Here is an 18,694-nt window from a genome sequence, read left to right on the forward strand (position 1 = left end):
GCGGCCCCGCCTGGCGGGGCCGCTCGAATGTGACGGAAGCACCTGAGCAATGGCGAAGAGAACACCCACCGGCTCCGCCGGGCGCACCCTGGCCTGGCTGGCCGCCCTCCTCGTGGTCCTGGCCGCGATCCTCGGCGGGGGCGTGGCCTCCGGCGCGGCCTCCTGGGCTCCCAAGCTCGCCCTCGACCTCGAGGGCGGCACGCAGATGGTGCTGGCCCCCCAGACCTCGACGGGCGAGTCCGTCACCCCCGAGCAGCTGGACCAGGCCGTGGAGATCATCCGCCAGCGTGTGGACGGCTCCGGCGTGGCCGAGGCGGAGGTCGCCACGCAGGGCTCCCAGAACGTGGTCGTCTCCCTGCCCGGGGTCCCGGACGAGGAGACCCGCCGCCTGATCCAGGCGTCCGCGGACATGCAGTTCCGCCCCGTGCTGCAGTCCGGCCCGGGGGAGGCCACCCCCGAGGACCAGCGCCTGCCAGAAGACCAGCTGCCGAAGCCCGACGGGGAGCCGGCGGACGCCTACGACCCGAACTGGGTCACCCCGGCCCTGCTGGCCGAGTTCCAGGCCACGGACTGCACCGCCCCGCGGGACCCGGCCGCGCCCCCGCCGCCGTCCGACCGGGCGATCGTCGCCTGCCAGCCCTCCGAGGAGCTCGCCGACGGCGCCGTCACGCCGGCCCAGAAGTACATCCTGGGCCCCGTGGTCATCCCGGGCACCCAGATCAAGGGCGCGTCCAACGGCATGGCCCAGGCCCAGGGCGGCGTCTCCACCAACCAGTGGGTCGTCAACATCGAGTTCGACGAGGAGGGCACCAAGGCCTTCACGGAGGTCACCCAGAAGCTCACCCCGTACCCCGAGGGCGACCCGCGCAAGCAGTTCGCGATCCTGCTGGACGGGGACGTGATCTCCGCGCCGCAGTCCAACGTGGTCATCACCAACGGCAGCGCGCAGATCAGCGGCCCCACCCTGAACGAGCAGACGACGGCGCAGTTGGCCGAGCAGCTCAACTACGGCTCCCTGCCGATCTCCTTCTCGATCGAGTCCGAGCAGCAGATCTCCGCCACGCTCGGCCGGGACCAGCTCTTCTGGGGCCTGATCGCCGGCCTGATCGGCCTCGGCCTCGTGGCCGTGTACCAGTTCTTCCAGTATCGGGCCCTGGGCCTGCTGACCTTCGCCTCGATCATCGTGGCGGGCGTGCTGACGTGGCTGACCATCGCGATCCTGGGCTGGACGGACAACTACCGCCTGTCCCTCGCGGGCATCGCCGGGCTCATCGTGGCGATCGGTCTGACGGCGGACTCGTTCATCGTCTACTTCGAACGCATCAAGGACGAGCTGCGCGCGGGCCACACCGTGCCCGTCGCCGTGCACGAGGGCTGGAAGCGCGCCCGGCGGACGATCACCGCGTCCAAGGCCGTGAACCTGCTGGCCGCCGTCGTGCTGTACTTCGTGGCCGTCGGCAACGTGCGCGGCTTCGCGTTCACCCTCGGCCTCACCGCGATCGCCGACCTGATCGTGGTGTTCATGTTCACCCACCCGCTCATGGTGCTGTTGGCCCAGACCCGCTTCGTGGGCGAGGGACACCCGATGTCCGGACTGGACCCGTCGCTGCTGGGCGGGCCGTCCCTGTATCAGGGCGCCGGCCGCTTCCGCGAGCCCGCCCACGCCCCCCGCACCGGGCTCCCGGCGGAGGACTCCGACGAGCCGGCCGACGCCGACGACGCGGCGGCCGCCGACGCCCCGCGCCCGCTCGCCGCGACGGGCGCCCCCCGCGCGGGCACGTCCGCCCGGGGCGGCCGCCGCTCGCGCACCGCGCCGCCCATGACGATCGCCGAGCGACGCCGCGCCGAGCGCCGCCGCCAGGAGGAGGACCAGTGAACCGCTTCGCCGACTGGGGCAACGCCCTCTACTCGGGCCGCATCTCCTACCCGTTCATCCAGCGCTGGCGGTGGTGGTTCGCCCTCGCCGCCCTGCTGCTCGTCCTCGCCGGCGGCCTGACCGCCCTGCGCGGCGGCTTCAACCTCGGCATCGAGTTCCGGGGCGGCTCCGAGTTCACCGTCTCGCAGACGGCCTCCACCGACGTGGCCGCGGGCGAGCGCGCCGTGACCGACGTGCTGGCCGACGGCCACGCCACCGTCACGAACGTCGCCCCGGGCACCGTGCGCGTCCAGACCGAGCAGCTCGACGACGCCCAGACCCGAGCCGTGGCCGCGAACCTGCAGGAGGCCTACGGCGTCGGCCAGGACCAGGTGACCTCGACCTTCGTGGGGCCGACCTGGGGCGCCGCGGTGTCGCAGCAGGCCCTGATCGGCCTGGTGATCTTCGTGGTGCTCGTGACCCTGTTCATGGCCGTGTACTTCCGCACCTGGAAGATGTCCCTGGCCGCCGTGCTCGGCATGCTCTACGTGGTCGCGCTGACCGCCGGCATCTACGGCGCCACCGGCTTCGAGATCACGCCGTCGGCCATCATCGGCTTCCTCACGATCCTGTCGTACGCGCTCTACGACACCGTGGTGGTCTTCGACAAGATCCGCGAGAACACGATCGGGGCCGAGGAGGACCCGGAGCGCTCCTTCGTCGAGAACGTGAACCTCGCGGTGAACCAGACGCTCGTCCGGTCCATCACGACCTCCGTCGTCGGCATCCTGCCGGTCGGCTCGATCCTGTTCATCGGCGCGGGGCTGCTCGGTGCCGGCACGCTGCGGGACATCGCGCTCGCGCTGTTCGTGGGCATCATCGTGGGCACCCTGTCCACCCTGTTCCTCCAGGCGCCGCTGTACGCCCTGCTGCGCCGCAACGACCCGGACGTGCGCGACCACGACGCCCGGGCCGCGGCCCGCGCCGCCCGGGAGCGTGCCTCAGAGGCGGTCACCGATCCCGACGTCGCCCCCTGGGACGACGGCGCACGGCTCTGACGGAGCCGCTGCGGCCCCGGTGGTCTTCCTGGGGCGGGGTGGGACGGGCGCGGGTAGACTCGCCGATCATCCCGGCCGGAGCGGTCGGGGCCGCACGAGTCAGGAGGCGTGGCCCATGAGCGAGCAGGACCCCACTCCCGCCCCGGCCCGTCCCGTCCCGGTCCGGCCCCGCGGCCGGATCGCACGCCTGACCGGCCGGCACGCCACCGAGTACTCGCCCCTGCTCGAGCCGCTGATGCGCACGGTGCGGCAGCGAGCCACCAAGACCGAGCTGGCCGACATCGTCCGCGCCTTCGAGGTCGCCCGCGCGGCACACGAGGGGCAGATGCGGCGCTCCGGGGACCCGTACATCACCCACCCCGTCGCGGTCGCCACGATCCTCGCCGAGATCGGCGTGACCGGCCCGACCCTCCTGGCGGCCCTGCTGCACGACACCGTCGAGGACACGGACTACTCCCTGGAGCGCCTGCGCGCCGACTTCGGCTCCGACGTCGCCCTCCTCGTGGACGGCGTGACCAAGCTGGACAAGGTGACCTACGGCGCCGCGGCGCAGGCCGAGACCGTGCGCAAGATGGTCATCGCGATGGCCCAGGACGTGAACGTCCTGCTCATCAAGCTCGCCGACCGGCTGCACAACGCGCGGACGTGGCGGTACGTCTCCCCGGAGTCCAGCGCGCGCAAGGCCCAGGAGACCCTGGACATCTACGCCCCGCTGGCCCACCGGCTCGGCATGAACACCGTCAAGTGGGAGCTCGAGGACCTCTCCTTCGCCGCCCTCAAGCCCAAGATGTACGCGGAGATCGTGCGCCTCGTGGGGGAGCGGAACCCGGAGCGGGAGAAGCACATCGCGGCGCTGCGCACCGTGATCGAGGATCATCTGCGCGAGCACCGGATCCGGGCGACCGTCACCGGACGGCCGAAGCACTACTACTCGATCTACCAGAAGATGGTGACGCGCGGGAAGGACTTCGACGACATCCACGACCTGACGGGCATCCGGGTGCTCGTGGACTCCGTGCGTGACTGCTACGCCGTGCTCGGCGCGATCCACGCCCGCTGGAACCCGGTCCCGGGTCGGTTCAAGGACTACATCGCGGTCCCGAAGCTGAACATGTACCGCTCCCTGCACACCACGGTGATGGTGCCGGGCGGCAAGCCGGTGGAGATCCAGATCCGCACGCAGGAGATGCACCGCCAGGCCGAGTACGGCGTCGCCGCGCACTGGCGGTACAAGGCCCAGGCCGCCGGCCAGGCGCCGGTGCAGGCCACGCCGGCCTGGCTGCGCTCGGTGATGGACTGGCAGGCGGACACCCGGGACCCGGACGAGTTCCTCGCCTCGCTGCGCACCCAGATCGGGGCGGACGAGGTGTACGTCTTCACGCCGAAGGGGGAGATCCGCACCCTGCCGGCCGGCTCCACGCCCGTGGACTTCGCCTACGCCATCCACACCGACGTCGGCCACCGCACCATCGGTGCCCGGGTCAACGGCAAGCTCGTCCCGCTGTCCACGCCGCTGAGCCACGGTGACACCGTGGAGGTCTTCACCTCGCGCGCCGAGGACGCGGGCCCGAGCCGGGACTGGCTGGGCTTCGTGGTCTCGCCGCGGGCCCGGTCCAAGATCCGTCACCACTTCGCCACGCAGCGCCGCGACGAGCAGGCCGACCGGGGACGCGAGTCGCTGACCCGTCAGCTGCGCAAGGCCGGCATGGCCGTGCAGCAGGTGCTCGGCGGCGAGGAGCTGGTGCAGGTGGCCACGGATCTCGGCTACGCGGACCTCGACGGGCTGTTCGTGGCCCTCGGCGACGGCCACGTGTCCGCCCAGTCCGTGCAGGAACGCGTCGCGGAGCGCCTCGCTCCGCCGACGCCGACGCAGGCCGAGCCGGAGGGCGAGCTGACCGTCGGCGAGGTGCACCTGCAGGAGCTGGTCCCGGCCCAGTCGCGGCGCGCCCCCGCGCGGGCCACCAACGACGCCGGCGTGCTCGTGGACGGCGACGGCGGCGTCATGGCCAAGCTGGCACGGTGCTGCAACCCGGTGCCGCCGGACGCCATCGACGGGTTCGTCACCCGCGGCTCCGGGGTCTCCGTGCACCGGGTCGACTGTCCCAACCTGGCGACCCTGCTCGCGCAGGAGCCGGAGCGCCGCACCCCGGTCAGCTGGGCGCCGTCGCGGGACACCGTCTACCTGGTGGAGATCCAGATCGAGGCGCTGGACCGCAAGTCGCTGCTCTCCGACGTCACACGGGTCCTCTCCGAGAACCACGTGTACATCCTCTCGGCCTCCGTGAACACCACCCGCGACCGCGTGGCGATGAGCCGGTTCGTCTTCGAGATGGGCGACCCCCGGTTCCTCGGCCACGTGATCGACGCGGTGCGCCGCATCGACGGCGTCTTCGACGTGCACCGCACCTGAGCCTCCCGGCCTCAGTCGGGGACGTCCAGCGCCGCCAGCAGCGCGCCCAGCCGGCGCCGGGCCGCCACGACGCCGGCACGGCGGGTCCGGCGGGCCAGCCGCTCCCGCAGCCCGGCGGCGCCGTGGGCGCCGATCACGGCGGCCGCGCGCCGCGCCGCATCCGGGTCGGCGCTGAGCAGCAGGTCTTCGACTGTCCGGGCGGGCGTCGTGACCCGCACGGGGCCGAAGCGGAGCACGTCGTGCTCGGCGGGGGCGACGCCCGTGGCATCGGCCGCGACGTCCGACTGCGTGAGCGTCCAGGGCAGCAGGCCCCCGCCGGCGGGGCGCCGGTGGAAGTGCGGCACGGCCGCGTGCAGCCGCCCGGGCGCCGCGCCGCCGGCCAGGATCCAGGCCGCCGACGGGCCGATCGCGGTCCAGCCGGCGGCCAGGAGCGGGCCGCCGAGGGTCCACAGGGCAGCGGCCCGGACCGCGGGATCGTCCGCGGCGTCCGGCCGCGCCCACACCCCGGGCAGCAGCGGCCGCACGGCGCCCCGCGCGCCGAGCGCCTGCAGCTCCGGCTCCGTGAAGGGGTCGCCCGCCAGCACGAGTGCCCCGGTCGGGGCGGTCTCCTCGATCGTCACGGTCGTCATGCCCGGATCCTGCCAGAGACGGGGACGCCCCCGCGGCCGCCTGTGGACAGGCGGGCCGCGGGGGCGTGCTCGAGACGGGTGGGGCTCAGCGGAGCTCGGAGGCCGAGGCCTCGAGGGCCTGCTTCCACTGCAGGCGCGCGTCGAGCGCCTCCTGGGCCTTCTTGACGGCGCGCTGGTCGCCCCGGGCCTGGGCCCGGGCGAGATCCGCCTCGAGCCCCGCGATGGTCTCCTCGAGCTGCGTGAGGGCGGAGTTCGTGCGGGCCTTGGTCTCCGGGTCGGTGCGGCGCCAGTGCTCGTTCTCCGCCTGCTTGAGGGCGTCCTCGAGCTTGCGGAAGCCCTCCTCCATCCGGCGGACGTCCCCGCGGGGCACGCGGCCGGCATCCTCCCACCGCCCGCGCAGCTCGTTGAGCGCGCGCCGTCCGGCCTTGACGTCCGTGAACGGGAGCAGCTTCTGGCCGTCGGCGAGGATCTGCTCCTTCACCTTCAGGTTGGCCCCGTACTCGCGGTCGATCTCCTGGTTCGCGGCCTTGCGGGCGGCGAAGAAGACGTCCTGGGCGGCGCGGAAGCGGGCCCAGAGGGCGTCGTCCTCCTTGCGGGAGGCCCGGGGGGCGCGCTTCCACTCGTCCATCAGGTCGCGGTACTTGCCGGCGGTCACGCCCCAGTCGGTGGAGGTGGACAGCTCCTCGGCACGGGCGATGAGACGCTCCTTGACCTGCTTGGCCTCGGCCGAGGCGGCGTCCAGCCGGGAGAAGTGGGCGCGGCGGGTCTTGTCGAACGCGGTGCGGGCGCCGCGGAAGCGCTTCCACAGGTCGTCCTCGACCGACTTGGCCAGACGCGGACCGGCCTTCTGGGCGGCCTTCCACTCCTCGAACAGCTCCGTCATGCGCTTGGACGCGGTCTTCCAGGGCATCCGCTCGGCCGGGGTCTGGGCGAAGGTCTCGGCCTCGGCGACGATGGCCTCGCGGGTGGCCAGCTGCTCGGCCTGGGCGGCCTGCCGGGCCTCCTGTTCCGCGGCGCGGTAGTCGCCCAGGAGGGTCTCCAGGGCCGCCAGGCGGGTGCGGAGGGCGTCCATGTCGCCGACCATGTGGCGCTCGTTCACCGCGGTCGTCATCTGACCCAGCGCCCGGCCCAGCTCACTCGAGGGGGCGCCGGCGGCGATGCGCTGCTCGAACAGGGCCATCTGGGCGCGCACGTCGTCGTACTTGCGCACGAAGTACGCCAGCGCGTCCTCGGTGCTCGCGTCCGGCACCTGGCCGACCGCGTGCTCCTCCTGCCCGTCCAGCAGCGTGACGTGGCCGTCCTCGCTCACCCGGGCGAACCTGGCGGCCTCCTCCACCGGGGTGGGCGGCACGGTCGGGGCCACGACGGGGGTCGGGGCGGCGGACGCGGCGGCGGGCGTCGCGGGGCGCACGGCGGCCGGGCTGGCCTTCTTCATCGCGGCCGGGGAGGGCACGGCGGGCGCCTCGGCGGGCTGGGAGGAATCACCGTGCGCCGGCGCGTCGGGGACGACCTCGGGGACGGGCCGGGCCTCGGCGGGCACGGTCGGCTCGGCGGCCTCGGCCGACGCGGGGGCGGCCTCGGTGGCGGGGGACTGCTGGTCGTCGGGCTGCATGTGATTGGTCACCGCTGGAACTCTCCCTGACTGCGCCGGCACGCAGTCGTCGAGGGATGCGGCCGGTCGGGATGGACACGAACAGGGCCAGCGTACCGGGCCGGACAGCGCCCGCGCCTAGAATGGGCCGGTGCGCCGGCGGGGGACCGTCGCGCGTCCCCGCCGTCGTCGTCTCGAAGGATCGCCATGTCCCGCAAGGCCTCCCTGTCCGGTTTCCACGAGTGGCTGCCCGCCGAGCGGCTCGTGGAGCAGCACGTGCTCGACACGCTGCGGCGGACCTTCGAGCTGCACGGGTTCGCCGGCATCGAGACCCGTGCCGTGGAGACCCTGGGCCAGCTGCTGCGCAAGGGCGAGGTGGACAAGGAGGTCTACGCGGTCTCCCGCCTGGCCGAGGACGAGGAGGTCGCCGCGGGCCGGCGCGATCCCAAGGACCCGGCCGACCCCAAGCGCCTGGCCCTGCACTTCGACCTCACCGTGCCGTTCGCCCGCTACGTCGTGGAGAACGCCGGCCACCTCGCCTTCCCCTTCCGTCGCTACCAGATGCAGAAGGTCTGGCGCGGGGAGCGCCCTCAGGAGGGCCGCGCCCGCGAGTTCACCCAGGCGGACATCGACGTCGTCGGCGACGGCGCCCTCTCGCCCCGGTACGACGCCGACGTCGCACTCGTGATGGCCGAGGCGCTCGGCGCCCTGCCGATCGGCGACTTCCTCATCCGCGTGAACAACCGCAAGCTCGCCGAGGGCTTCTACCGGGGCATCGGCCTGGAGGACACCGCCGGCGTGCTGCGCAGCATCGACAAGCTGGAGAAGGTCGGCCCGGAGGAGGTCGCGCGGCTGCTCCAGGAGGAGGTCGGCGCGAGCCCCGAGCAGGCTGCGCAGGCGCTGGCCCTGGCGGACATCCGCACGTCGGACGCCTCGTTCGTCGAGCGGGTCCGCGCCCTGGGGGTGACCCACGAGCTGCTCGAGGAGGGGCTGACCGAGCTGGCCGACGTCGTCGCCACCCTGCACCGCCGCGCCCCCGGGCGCGCCGTGGCGGACCTGTCCATCGCGCGCGGCCTGGACTACTACACGGGCACCGTCTACGAGACCGTCCTGGTGGGCCACGAGCAGCTCGGCTCGATCTGCTCGGGCGGCCGCTACGACGCGCTCGCGTCCAAGGGGAACCGCGTGTTCCCCGGTGTCGGGCTGTCCATCGGCGTGACGCGGCTGGTGATGCGCATGCTGTCCCAGCAGATGGCCGTGGCCTCCCGCTCCGTGCCGACCGCGGTGTACGTGGCGCTGACGGCGGACGAGGACTGGTCCGAGGCCCAGGACGTCGCGGCCCTGCTGCGACAGCGCGGCATCCCCGCGGAGGTCGCGGTGTCCGCGGAGAAGTTCGGCAAGCAGATCAAGTACGCGGATCGCCGCGGCATCCCGTTCGTCTGGTTCATGGGCCGGGACGATGCCGGCGCGCGGGTCCACGAGGTCAAGGACATCCGCTCCGGCGAGCAGCACGCCGCGGACCCGGCCGACTGGACCCCGCCGGCCGAGGACCTGCTGCCGCAGGTCGCCCGCGCGCAGGACTGAGCGGGCGGACCGCTGCGCCGGCCCCGGCGCGCGACGCCGACACCCGTCCGCGCGTCGGTTCACCGGCCCCGGCGCCCGGCCCGCACGAACGCGCGCCCGCCCACCCCGATCAGGAACACGCCCGCCATCGCGGCCACGGACATCGGCGGCAGGCTGAGGGCGAGCAGCAGGCACAGGGCCAGGCCGAGGACGTTGACGGCGCGGGGCACGCGCAGCGGGCGCAGCGGGCGCGGCCGGGCCGGGCGGCGGCCGTCGTCGTCCCCGCGCAGGGTCAGGGCGGACAGGTTCGCCACCGCGTAGTAGACGAGCACGCCGAACGAGCTGAAGCCCACCACGGTGAGGATGTCCGTGGTGAGCAGGAGCAGGATCACGGCCGCGGCCACCGTCAGCTGAGCCGTCCACGGCGTGCCGGTCCCCGCATGGACCCGTGCCAGGGGGCGGGGCAGGTCGGACTCGCGGGCCATGGCCAGGGCGGTGCGGGAGATGCCCGTCAGCAGGTTGAGCATGGCCCCGGCCGCGGCGAGGGCGGCGCCGGCCACCGCCACCCAGCCCCAGCCGGAGCCCAGGGCGGTCTCGAGCAGGTCGCGCACGGGCGCCGGGGACCGGGCCAGCCCGGAGGTCCCGAGGCCCGAGATCAGCGCCGTGGCGAGCAGCAGGTACAGCGCCACGGTCACGGCGAGGGCGATCAGGATGGCGCGCGGGATCGTGCGTGCGGGGTCGATGACCTCCTCACCCATGGTGGCCACGCGCGCGTAGCCGGCGAACGCGAAGAACAGGACGCCCGCGCCCATGAGCACGCCCTGCACGGGGGAGTCGACGCCGAGCGCCGCGGCCGAGCCCCCGGGGGCCTCGCGCGCCAGGCCTGCGCCGATGGCCAACACGAGCACGGCGAGCACGGGCACGAGGATCGCCAACGTCGCCTGCGCGGTCCGCGTCACGCCCGCCATCGCCACCCCGGTGAGCACGACGACGGCGGCCACGCCCGTCCACCGGGCCGCGGCGGCGTCGTCGGGGAAGAGGTACAGGCCGAGGGTGGCCGCCATCGCGGCCACCGACGCGGTCTTGCCCGTGACGAAGCCCCAGCCGGCGACGAAGCCGGCCCACGGGTGCAGCTGCCGCCGGCCGTAGACGTAGGCGCCGCCGGACTCGGGGTGGACGGTGGCCAGCTGCGCCGTGGACAGGGCGTTGCACAGGGCCGCGACGGCCGCGACCGCCAGGGCCCCGTACAGCAGGCCGGGGTGGCCGCCGGTGAGCGCGGCCGCCAGGCCGATCGCGGTGAACACGCCCGCGCCGATCATCGAGCCGAGGCCGATCGCGACGGCGTGGAGCAGGGTCAGGCGGCGCTGCAGGGCGGCGGTCATGACGGGGTCCTCCTGGGCTGGGGCAGTGTGGACGGGGCACTAGACTGACGGGAACGGCGCGCGCCCGCCCCGCAGGCGTATCACACGGCGTCGACCATCACATGAACCCCGCACATCGTCCGGCGACCGGACGGAGAGGATCCTCGTGCTGCGCACCCACTCCCTCGGCGAGCTCAACGCCTCGCTCATCGGCCAGACCGTCACCGTCACCGGCTGGGTGGCGCGGCGGCGAGACCACGGCGGCGTGGCCTTCGTGGACCTGCGCGACGCCTCGGGCTTCGCCCAGGTTGTGGTGCGGGACGAGGCGGACTTCGACCCGCTGCGCAACGAGTGGGTTCTGCAGGTCACCGGCACGGTCGAGCGCCGCCCCGAGGGCAACGAGAACCCGAACCTGCCCTCCGGCGAGATCGAGCTGATCGCGGAGACCGTGACGGTGCTCAACACCGCCGCCGCGCTGCCGTTCCAGGTGGACGAGCACGTGGAGGTCGGCGAGGAGGCCCGGCTGCGCCACCGCTACCTGGACCTGCGCCGCCCGCAGCCCTCGCGCATCATGCGCCTGCGCTCCGAGGTCAACCGGACGGCGCGCGAGCTGCTGCACGGCGAGGGCTTCGTGGAGGTCGAGACCCCGACTCTCACGCGCTCGACGCCGGAGGGCGCCCGCGACTTCCTCGTCCCGGCCCGCCTGGCTCCCGGCTCCTGGTACGCCCTGCCGCAGTCGCCGCAGCTGTTCAAGCAGCTGCTGCAGGTGGGCGGGATCGAGAAGTACTACCAGATCGCCCGCTGCTACCGCGACGAGGACTTCCGCGCGGACCGTCAGCCCGAGTTCACCCAGCTGGACATCGAGGCCTCCTTCGTGGAGCAGGATGACGTGATCGCCCTCGGCGAGAAGATCGTCAAGGCCCTGTGGGCCCTCGTGGGCGTGGACGTGCCGACGCCGATCCGCCGCATGACCTACGCCGAGGCGATGGAGAAGTACGGCTCGGACAAGCCGGACCTGCGCTTCGGCCTCGAGCTGACGGACCTGACCGAGTACTTCAAGGACACCCCGTTCCGCGTGTTCCAGAACGAGTACGTGGGCGCCGTCGTGATGCCGGGCGGCGCCTCCCAGGCCCGCCGCACCCTCGACGCGTGGCAGGAGTGGGCCAAGCAGCGCGGCGCCAAGGGCCTGGCCTACGTGCTCATCCAGGAGGACGGCGAGCTGACCGGCCCGGTGTCCAAGAACATCTCCGAGGAGGAGAAGGCCGGGCTGGCCGCCGCCGTGGGCGCGAACCCGGGCGACTGCGTGTTCTTCGCCGCCGGGAAGCCGAAGGAGTCCCGCGCGCTGCTGGGTGCGGCCCGCGTGGAGATCGGCCGTCGCTGCGGGCTGTTCACCGATGCCGGTGACGGCGTGGCCGCGAAGGACGCCGACTGGGCGTTCGTGTGGGTCGTGGACGCGCCGATGTTCGAGCCGGCGGCCGACGCCGTGGCCTCGGGCGACGTCGCCGTGGGTGCGGGCGCCTGGACCGCCGTGCACCACGCGTTCACCTCGCCCAAGCCGGAGTTCGCGGACACCTTCGACACCGACCCGGGCGCGGCCCTGGCGTATGCGTACGACATCGTGTGCAACGGCAACGAGATCGGCGGCGGTTCCATCCGCATCCACCGTCGGGACGTGCAGGAGCGCGTGTTCGAGGTCATGGGCTTGTCCCCGGAGGAGGCGAACGAGAAGTTCGGCTTCCTGCTCGAGGGCTTCAAGTACGGCGCCCCGCCGCACGGCGGCATCGCGTTCGGCTGGGACCGCGTGGTCGCCCTGCTGGCCGGCACCGACTCGATCCGCGAGGTCATCGCGTTCCCGAAGACCGGCGGCGGCTTCGACCCGCTGACGGCCGCACCGGCGCCCATCACCGCCCAGCAGCGCAAGGAGGCCGGCGTCGACGCGCAGCCGGAGCCGAAGCAGGCCGAGGCCGAGCCGGAGGCCTGATCCGGGTCCGCGGCGGGCCCGCCTCAGCCGCGCCGCGGACCGGCCAGCTCGTCCGAGTCCACGATCAGCGTGAACGGCCCGGAGTTGGTGAGGGAGACGTCCATCTTCGCGCCGAACACCCCGCGCTCCACGCGCACGCCGGCGGCCTCGAGCTCGGCCGTGAACCGCTCGTAGAGCGGCTCGGCCTGGTTGCCCTTCGCCGCGCGCGTCCAGGACGGCCGCCGGCCCTTCCGCACGTCGCCGTACAGCGTGAACTGGCTGACGACGAGCGCCGGGGCACCGGCGTCGGTGAGGGACCGCTCGCCGTCGAGCATGCGGAGCCCGGCCACCTTGCGGGCCACCTGGACGGCCTCGGCCTCGGTGTCGTCGACGGTCACGCCGAGCAGGATCACCAGCCCCTCGCCCTCGAAGGAGCCGACGACTTTGCCGTCGACGGTCACGGACGCGGAACGGGCGCGTTGCAGAACGGCTCTCATGCAGCCATTCTGCAACGCGCCCGGAACCGGTCCGCGTCAGCGGATCACTGACGACGGGTCGGATTCACCTCGTACACGGTGGTCGAGCCGGAGACCTCGTTGGCGACGATCAGCAGGGCGGTGCCGGAGGGGGACTCGTCGGCCGGCACGAAGGTCAGGCCCTCGGCGCCCATGTCACCCAGGCCGGCCGTGGCGTCGTCGCCCGCGGCATCCCAGTCACGGTCGTTGACGTAGTCCACGTAGGTGGCGTTCCGCGGGTCGGTGATGTCGAAGACCACCACGCCGCCGATGCGCTCGAGGCCCACGAACGCGTAGGTGCGGCCCTGGATCGTGCCCACCACCACGGACTCGGGCTCGGGGCCCTTGTCATCCGAACGGGAGTCCCCGGACGGGGTCTCGTCGTTGTTCGCGTTGAACGCGTGCTCCGGCAGCTCGCCGGCGGCCACGAGCCGGGCGATCTGCTCCTCGATCATGCCGGCGGAGTCGAACAGGCGGGTGCCGTCCGCGGTGTAGATGGAGAAGGACCGGCCGCCCAGTGTGGTCAGGGAGGAGTGGCACTCGCGCTCAGAGTCGTAGCCGAGGTCGGTGAGCACCTTCAGGCGGCCCAGGGCATCCTTCTTCTGCAGGGCCTTGGCCCCCGGGAACTCGGCGGCGCACAGGTCCAGGTCGCTGACGCGCTCGGAGTCGTTGAAGTCGCCCCACTCCCGCCCGTCACCCTCGTTGGCGGTGACGACCAGGTTCTGACCGCGCCAGCGGTACGTGTCGATGCCGTCGGGCATGGGCAGGCCGTCGACCGGCCAGTGGCCCAGCTCGATGCCGCCGTCCTTGTCCGAGGCGTCCAGCACGCCCTCGGTGGACCAATCGGTGGGCGTCAGCGCCCAGAGGTCCTCCAGCGTGGCGGACTTCAGGTCCACGACGGCGACGGCGTTGGCCTCCTGCACGGACACGTAGGCGGTGCGTCCGGTCGGGTCGACGGTGACGTACTCCGGCTCGAGGTTGCGAGCCACCCGACCGGCGGGCTCGTGACCGGCGGGCACCGCCATATCGGGGCCGGAGACGCGCACGCCGGCGGGCAGGGCGGTGCCGGCGTCGTAGGCGCGGAAGTCCACGGTGCGCACCGCGTCCTGGGTCAGGCGGGAGAACTGCCGGGCGTTCTTCGGTACGGAGACCACGGAGATCGTGCCCTCCGGGTCGACGGAGAAGTCGTCGGCCGGTTCGCCCTCGTTGGCGACCACCACGTACGCCCCGTTCGGGGAGAAGGCCAGCGAGTCCGGCAGGGCACCCACCCGCACGCCGCCGAGGTAGCGCAGGGTGGTGGTGTCGAAGAACACGACCCAGCCGTGGTCGGTCTTCTCGGCGGCCTCGACGGCGACGGCCATCACACCGCCGGAGACAGCGACGGAGTTCACCGTGGCGCCCTTGTCCGTGACGGAGCCGTCCGCGGTGCGCAGGCCCTCGGCGGAGAGGGTCCGCTCGGCCACGGGGGCGGCGTCGGCGCCCAGGCGCATGACGTCGACGGCGCCGCGCTGCGCATTCACCACGAACAGGCGGCCGGAGACCGCGTCGAAGGCCGGGATCTCGGCGGCGGACTCGCCGAACACGCCGGTCTCGTGGGTGCCGGCGCGGGTGAGCTCGATGCTCTTGCCGGACGGGTTGGCGGCGATGGCGGCGCGCTGGGCCGTGGCCGAGTGCGGGGCGGGCGCGCTGAGGGAGGCCGGGGCGAGGAAGGCCGTGGACAGGGTCGCGGCGGTGACGGCCGTGGCGAGGCGTGCGAGGCGAGGCATGGATGCTCCAGTCAGGGCAGGGAGGCGGAGGACGGGGTCACCCCATCGCACGGATGTGAACGGTCCGTGACGTCCCGGCCAGCGCGCGGTGTCCCGCGGGTGTCGACGCCCCGGACGCCCCGCGTGCCGTCCGCCGAGGTCAGTCCTCGCTCGGCAGCCCCGCGAGCACCCGCACCGTCGTGAGGTTCCGGGCCGTGCCGCGCACCCCGAGCGCCCGGTCGAGGCGGGCCGGAGTGAGCGGGGAGTCGGCGACCCCCGCGGCGCAGCGCATCCACAGCAGCCGTCCCTCCAGGGCCGTGCGATCCGGCCCCGCGGGTCGGTCGTCCCCGTGGTCGAGCGCGGCCAGGGCGGCGGCCGCCTCGGGTGCGGGGTCGTCCTCGAGCACGGTGAGCTGCGTGCGTTTCGGCTCGCCGCCGGCCCAGGGGAGCGCGTCGTGCAGCTCCAGGGCGCGCCGGAGCGTGCCCACGTCCACGACGACCACGGGGACGTCGAGGCCGCCCTCCTCACGCGCCCGTCGCGCGAACCCCTGCCGCACGCCCTCCGCGGCCGCGTCGGAGGACGCCCGGAACAGGACGTTGCCGCTGGCCAGGTGGGTGGTGACCGCCTCCCCGCCGGCGGCCTGGGCCCAGCGGATCAGCGTGTCCTTGCCGACACGGTTGCTCCGCCCCACGTTGATCCCGCGCAGCAGCAGGACGTGGGTGTGGTCGGTGCGCGGGGCGGCGGGGCTCATGCGGCCATGATGCCACCCACGCCCCCGCGGGCCGAGGACTACCCTGGACCCGATGGACGACCTCTTCAGCGCCGCCCACAACGGGGCCGACGACGACGGCCCGGCCGGCACCGTGGCCGCCCCGCACCCCGGCGCACCGCTGGCCGTGCGCATGCGCCCGCGCACGCTGGATGACGTGCTGGGCCAGCGGCACCTCATGCGGCCGGGCTCCCCGCTGCGCAAGCTCGCCGAGCCCGATCCGGACTCCGCCGCGGGACCGAGCTCGGTCATCCTCTACGGGCCTCCGGGCATCGGCAAGACGACGCTGGCCCACGTGATCGCCCGCGCCCCCGGGCGCACGTTCACGGAGCTGTCCGCGATCACGGCCGGTGTGAAGGACGTGCGGCAGGTGATGGAGCAGGCCCAGCGCGAACGGGACCTCTACGGGCGCACCACCGTCCTGTTCCTCGATGAGATCCACCGCTTCTCCAAGGCGCAGCAGGACGCGCTGCTGCCGGGCGTCGAGAACCGCTGGGTCGTGCTGGTGGCCGCGACCACGGAGAACCCGTCCTTCTCCGTGATCGCACCCCTGCTCTCCCGGTCGCTGCTGCTCACGCTGCGTCCCCTCACGGACGACGACATCGTCGGGCTGCTGGACCGTGCCGTGACCCAGGAGCGCGGGCTCAACGGCGCCGTGGTGCTCCAGGACGACGCGCGGGACTACCTGGTGCGGATGGCCGGCGGCGACGCGAGGCGGGCGCTCACGGTGCTGGAGGCCGCGGCCGGCGTCGCCCTGGACAAGGCGCGCGAGGCCGGCCGGGCGGGGGAGGGCGCCGTCGCGGTCACGGAGGAGGACGCCGCGCAGGCGATGGACCACCACGTCCAGCGCTACGACAAGGACGGCGACCAGCACTACGACGTGATCAGTGCCTTCATCAAGTCCATCCGCGGCTCGGACGTGGACGCGTCGATGCACTACCTCGCCCGGATGCTGGAGGCGGGGGAGGACCCCCGGTTCATCGCCCGGCGGCTGATCATCTCCGCGTCCGAGGACGTGGGCATGGCCGACCCGACCGCGCTGCAGACCGCCGTGGCCGCCGCCCAGGCCGTGCAGCTGATCGGCATGCCGGAGGGACGCATCATCCTGGCGCAGGCCGTGACGCATCTGGCCACCGCGCCGAAGTCCAACGCGAGCTACACCGCCGTGAACGAGGCGATCGCGGACGTGCGGGCCGGCCACACGGGCGCGGTGCCGGCGCACCTGCGGGACGCGCACTACCCCGGCGCGGCGGCCCTCGGCCACGGCCAGGGCTACGTCTACAGCCACGACGAGCCGCACGCCGTCGCCCGTCAGCAGTACGCGCCGGACCCCCTGGTCGGGAGGGACTATTACCGGCCCAAGCCCATCGGACACGAGAAGCGGCTCACCGAGCAGGTGGCCGCGCTGCGCCGGATCATCCGCGGCGACTGAGCGCGCGCCGGGCCCGAGGGCGGACGCCTCGGGCGGCCGCGCGGAATAAAGACGCCCGGATCACCGGTTGTCCAGGGATGAGCGGGGCGGTCGACGTCGGCCCGCCGACTCCTCGCCCGCTCGCGCCCCCATGCACCACCGACGCACAGAAGGAACAGAAGGAGCCGCCCCCATGACCCAGTCCACTCCGCAGCAGTCCACCCCCCAGCACACCGCCGCGCAGCAGCCGGCCCCGTACGGCCGCCCCGGCGCCGGCGGCCCCGCCCTCCCGCAGGCCGACTACCGCATCCTGCGCTCCGTCCCGGCCTACGCCGAGGCCCAGGCCCTCGTGGACCAGCTCTCCGACGCCGGGTTCCCCGTGGAGCGCGTGCGCATCGTGGGCACCGGGCTGCGCTCCGTGGAGCAGGTCCTGGGCCGGATGACCACCGGCAAGGCCGCCGTCCGCGGCGGGCTGCAGGGCCTGTGGTTCGGCCTCCTGCTCGGCCTGCTCTTCTCGATCTTCGCCCCCGGCTTCGGGTTCCTCTGGATCCTGCTGATCTCCCTGGGCCTGGGCGCCCTGTGGGGGGCGGTCTTCGGGGCGATCGGCCACGCGGCCACCGGCGGCAGGCGCGACTTCACGTCCCTGCAGACCATGGAGGCCGAGTCGTACGACGTGCTGGTCGAGGCCTCCCACCTGGACCAGGCCGGTCAGCTCCTCGGCGCGGACCCCGGCACCGCGGCCACGCCGCGCGCCTGAGCCCCGGCCCGCCCCGTCGTCGTCGCTCTGGTAAGGTGGACCGGTCTGGCAGGCGCTGCGCCCCGGACGCATCCCCCTCGCTCGGATCCCCGCGGACGCCCGCGTGCCCGGGCGAGGGACGCGCAGCGCATCAGTGGATGACGGGCGGCGGCACGCCCCTCAGCTCTCCTCAGGATCGCGGGGAGGCCAGGTTCGAGGCCCCTTGACCCGTGCGCCCCGGCGCCCGGACGAGACCTCGAGACAAACCCGAACCGTGCCGCACGTCAAGGAAAGGCAGGTCCACCATGAGTGGCAACCTTCGCACCCGCCGCACCGTGCGGCACTCCCGCGCCCTGGGCATCGCGCTGACCCCCAAGGCCGAGAAGTACATGGAGCGTCGTCCGTACGGCCCCGGCCAGCACGGCCGTGCCCGCCGCAAGCAGGACTCGGACTACGCGGTGCGCCTCAAGGAGAAGCAGCGTCTGCGCGCCCAGTACAACATCCGCGAGGCCCAGATGCGCCGCTACTTCGAGGAGGCCAAGCGCACCGCCGGCCTGACCGGTGAGAACCTGGTCGAGCTCCTCGAGCAGCGCCTCGACGCCCTCGTGCTGCGTGCCGGCTTCGCCCGCACCATCCAGCAGGCCCGTCAGCTCGTCGTGCACCGCCACATCATGGTGGACGGCAAGCGCGTGGACGTCCCCTCGTTCCGCGTGAAGGAGGGCCAGATGATCCACGTGCACGAGCGCTCGGAGAAGATGGTCCCCTTCCAGCTGGCCGCCGCCGGCGCCCACCAGCAGGTCCTGCCCGCCACCCCGGGCTACCTGACCGTGGAGATCGACAAGCTGCGCGCCACCCTCACCCGTCGCCCGAAGCGCTCCGAGGTCCCCGTGACCTGCGAGGAGCAGCTCGTGGTCGAGTACTACGCGCGCTGATCCGCCGCGGCCGGGTCCGTCCCGGACGACGGCGCCCCGCGCGTCCCGCAGGCCCGGTCACCTCTCGGAGGTGACCGGGCCTGCGGCGTCCCCCGGGCCCGCCGCCGGGGATCGGCGCCGCGCCCGGTAAGGTGGGGCCGGAATCCCTGCCGTCCGAAG

General features: G+C 73.6%; 14 protein-coding genes. 8 read left to right on the forward strand and 6 right to left on the reverse strand.

What is annotated here, in order from left to right; translation table 11 throughout:
* The first annotated feature begins 49 nt into the window (after nucleotides 1–49).
* From secD to G6R13_RS07615, 3 genes are all read left to right on the forward strand, one after another.
* The gene (secD, locus tag G6R13_RS07605) at nucleotides 50–1,876 is read left to right on the forward strand and encodes a protein translocase subunit SecD (RefSeq protein ID WP_163721329.1); all 1,827 of its coding nucleotides are present in this window, start codon (nucleotides 50–52) and stop codon (nucleotides 1,874–1,876) included.
* Nucleotides 1,873–2,913: a protein translocase subunit SecF gene (gene secF / locus G6R13_RS07610; protein WP_095353338.1), complete on the forward strand. Its 1,041-nt coding sequence runs from the start codon at nucleotides 1,873–1,875 to the stop codon at nucleotides 2,911–2,913. The genes secD and secF overlap by 4 nt, the downstream gene beginning before the upstream one ends.
* Nucleotides 2,914–3,028: 115 nt before the next feature.
* Nucleotides 3,029–5,323, forward strand: coding sequence for a bifunctional (p)ppGpp synthetase/guanosine-3',5'-bis(diphosphate) 3'-pyrophosphohydrolase (locus G6R13_RS07615; RefSeq protein WP_095353339.1), 2,295 nt, complete (start codon nucleotides 3,029–3,031; stop codon nucleotides 5,321–5,323).
* An 11-nt stretch (nucleotides 5,324–5,334) separates the two neighbouring features.
* Here the strand turns inward: G6R13_RS07615 and G6R13_RS07620 are convergent, their stop codons facing one another.
* Together G6R13_RS07620 and G6R13_RS07625 are read right to left on the reverse strand one after the other, a co-directional pair.
* Nucleotides 5,335–5,952, reverse strand: coding sequence for a hypothetical protein (locus G6R13_RS07620; protein WP_036380977.1), 618 nt, complete (start codon nucleotides 5,950–5,952; stop codon nucleotides 5,335–5,337).
* Between the two features lie 85 nt (nucleotides 5,953–6,037).
* The gene (locus G6R13_RS07625; RefSeq protein ID WP_095694637.1) at nucleotides 6,038–7,576 is read right to left on the reverse strand and encodes a DUF349 domain-containing protein; all 1,539 of its coding nucleotides are present in this window, start codon (nucleotides 7,574–7,576) and stop codon (nucleotides 6,038–6,040) included.
* A gap of 174 nt (nucleotides 7,577–7,750) precedes the next feature.
* On the opposite strand from G6R13_RS07625, the gene hisS reads away from it, so the two are divergent.
* A complete protein-coding gene (gene hisS, locus G6R13_RS07630; protein WP_095694636.1) occupies nucleotides 7,751–9,127 on the forward strand; it encodes a histidine--tRNA ligase in 1,377 nt (458 codons plus the stop codon).
* Nucleotides 9,128–9,186: 59 nt separating this feature from the next.
* Here the strand turns inward: hisS and G6R13_RS07635 are convergent, their stop codons facing one another.
* Nucleotides 9,187–10,488 (reverse strand): APC family permease, encoded by a 1,302-nt coding sequence (locus tag G6R13_RS07635; protein ID WP_060973791.1) that lies wholly within the window; start codon nucleotides 10,486–10,488, stop codon nucleotides 9,187–9,189.
* Between the two features lie 145 nt (nucleotides 10,489–10,633).
* On the opposite strand from G6R13_RS07635, the gene aspS reads away from it, so the two are divergent.
* The gene (gene aspS, locus G6R13_RS07640) at nucleotides 10,634–12,448 is read left to right on the forward strand and encodes an aspartate--tRNA ligase (RefSeq protein ID WP_136939975.1); all 1,815 of its coding nucleotides are present in this window, start codon (nucleotides 10,634–10,636) and stop codon (nucleotides 12,446–12,448) included.
* A 23-nt stretch (nucleotides 12,449–12,471) separates the two neighbouring features.
* Here aspS and dtd read toward each other — a convergent pair whose 3' ends face one another.
* The 3 genes from dtd to G6R13_RS07655 all read right to left on the reverse strand — a co-directional run bounded on the left by dtd (nucleotide 12,472) and on the right by G6R13_RS07655 (nucleotide 15,438).
* Entirely contained in the window at nucleotides 12,472–12,924 is a 453-nt protein-coding gene (gene dtd, locus G6R13_RS07645; RefSeq protein WP_044659818.1) for a D-aminoacyl-tRNA deacylase, read from the reverse strand.
* Between the two features lie 44 nt (nucleotides 12,925–12,968).
* The gene (locus G6R13_RS07650) at nucleotides 12,969–14,708 is read right to left on the reverse strand and encodes a choice-of-anchor I family protein (protein ID WP_044659817.1); all 1,740 of its coding nucleotides are present in this window, start codon (nucleotides 14,706–14,708) and stop codon (nucleotides 12,969–12,971) included.
* Between the two features lie 139 nt (nucleotides 14,709–14,847).
* Complete coding sequence (locus G6R13_RS07655) at nucleotides 14,848–15,438, reverse strand: DUF1697 domain-containing protein (RefSeq protein WP_144879623.1); 591 nt, start codon at nucleotides 15,436–15,438, stop codon at nucleotides 14,848–14,850.
* A 52-nt stretch (nucleotides 15,439–15,490) separates the two neighbouring features.
* Between G6R13_RS07655 and G6R13_RS07660 the strand changes: the two genes are divergently transcribed.
* The 3 genes from G6R13_RS07660 to rpsD all read left to right on the forward strand — a co-directional run bounded on the left by G6R13_RS07660 (nucleotide 15,491) and on the right by rpsD (nucleotide 18,535).
* Nucleotides 15,491–16,888: a replication-associated recombination protein A gene (locus G6R13_RS07660; protein ID WP_041103678.1), complete on the forward strand. Its 1,398-nt coding sequence runs from the start codon at nucleotides 15,491–15,493 to the stop codon at nucleotides 16,886–16,888.
* A gap of 172 nt (nucleotides 16,889–17,060) precedes the next feature.
* Nucleotides 17,061–17,624, forward strand: a complete 564-nt coding sequence (locus tag G6R13_RS07665) for a general stress protein (protein WP_020621560.1) — start codon at nucleotides 17,061–17,063, stop codon at nucleotides 17,622–17,624.
* A gap of 284 nt (nucleotides 17,625–17,908) precedes the next feature.
* A complete protein-coding gene (gene rpsD, locus G6R13_RS07670) occupies nucleotides 17,909–18,535 on the forward strand; it encodes a 30S ribosomal protein S4 (protein WP_036313685.1) in 627 nt (208 codons plus the stop codon).
* Nucleotides 18,536–18,694: the final 159 nt, after the last annotated feature.

This window comes from Micrococcus sp. Alg238-R198, from assembly GCF_900537135.1.
GTDB classification, from domain to species: Bacteria; Actinomycetota; Actinomycetes; order Actinomycetales; family Micrococcaceae; genus Micrococcus; species Micrococcus luteus.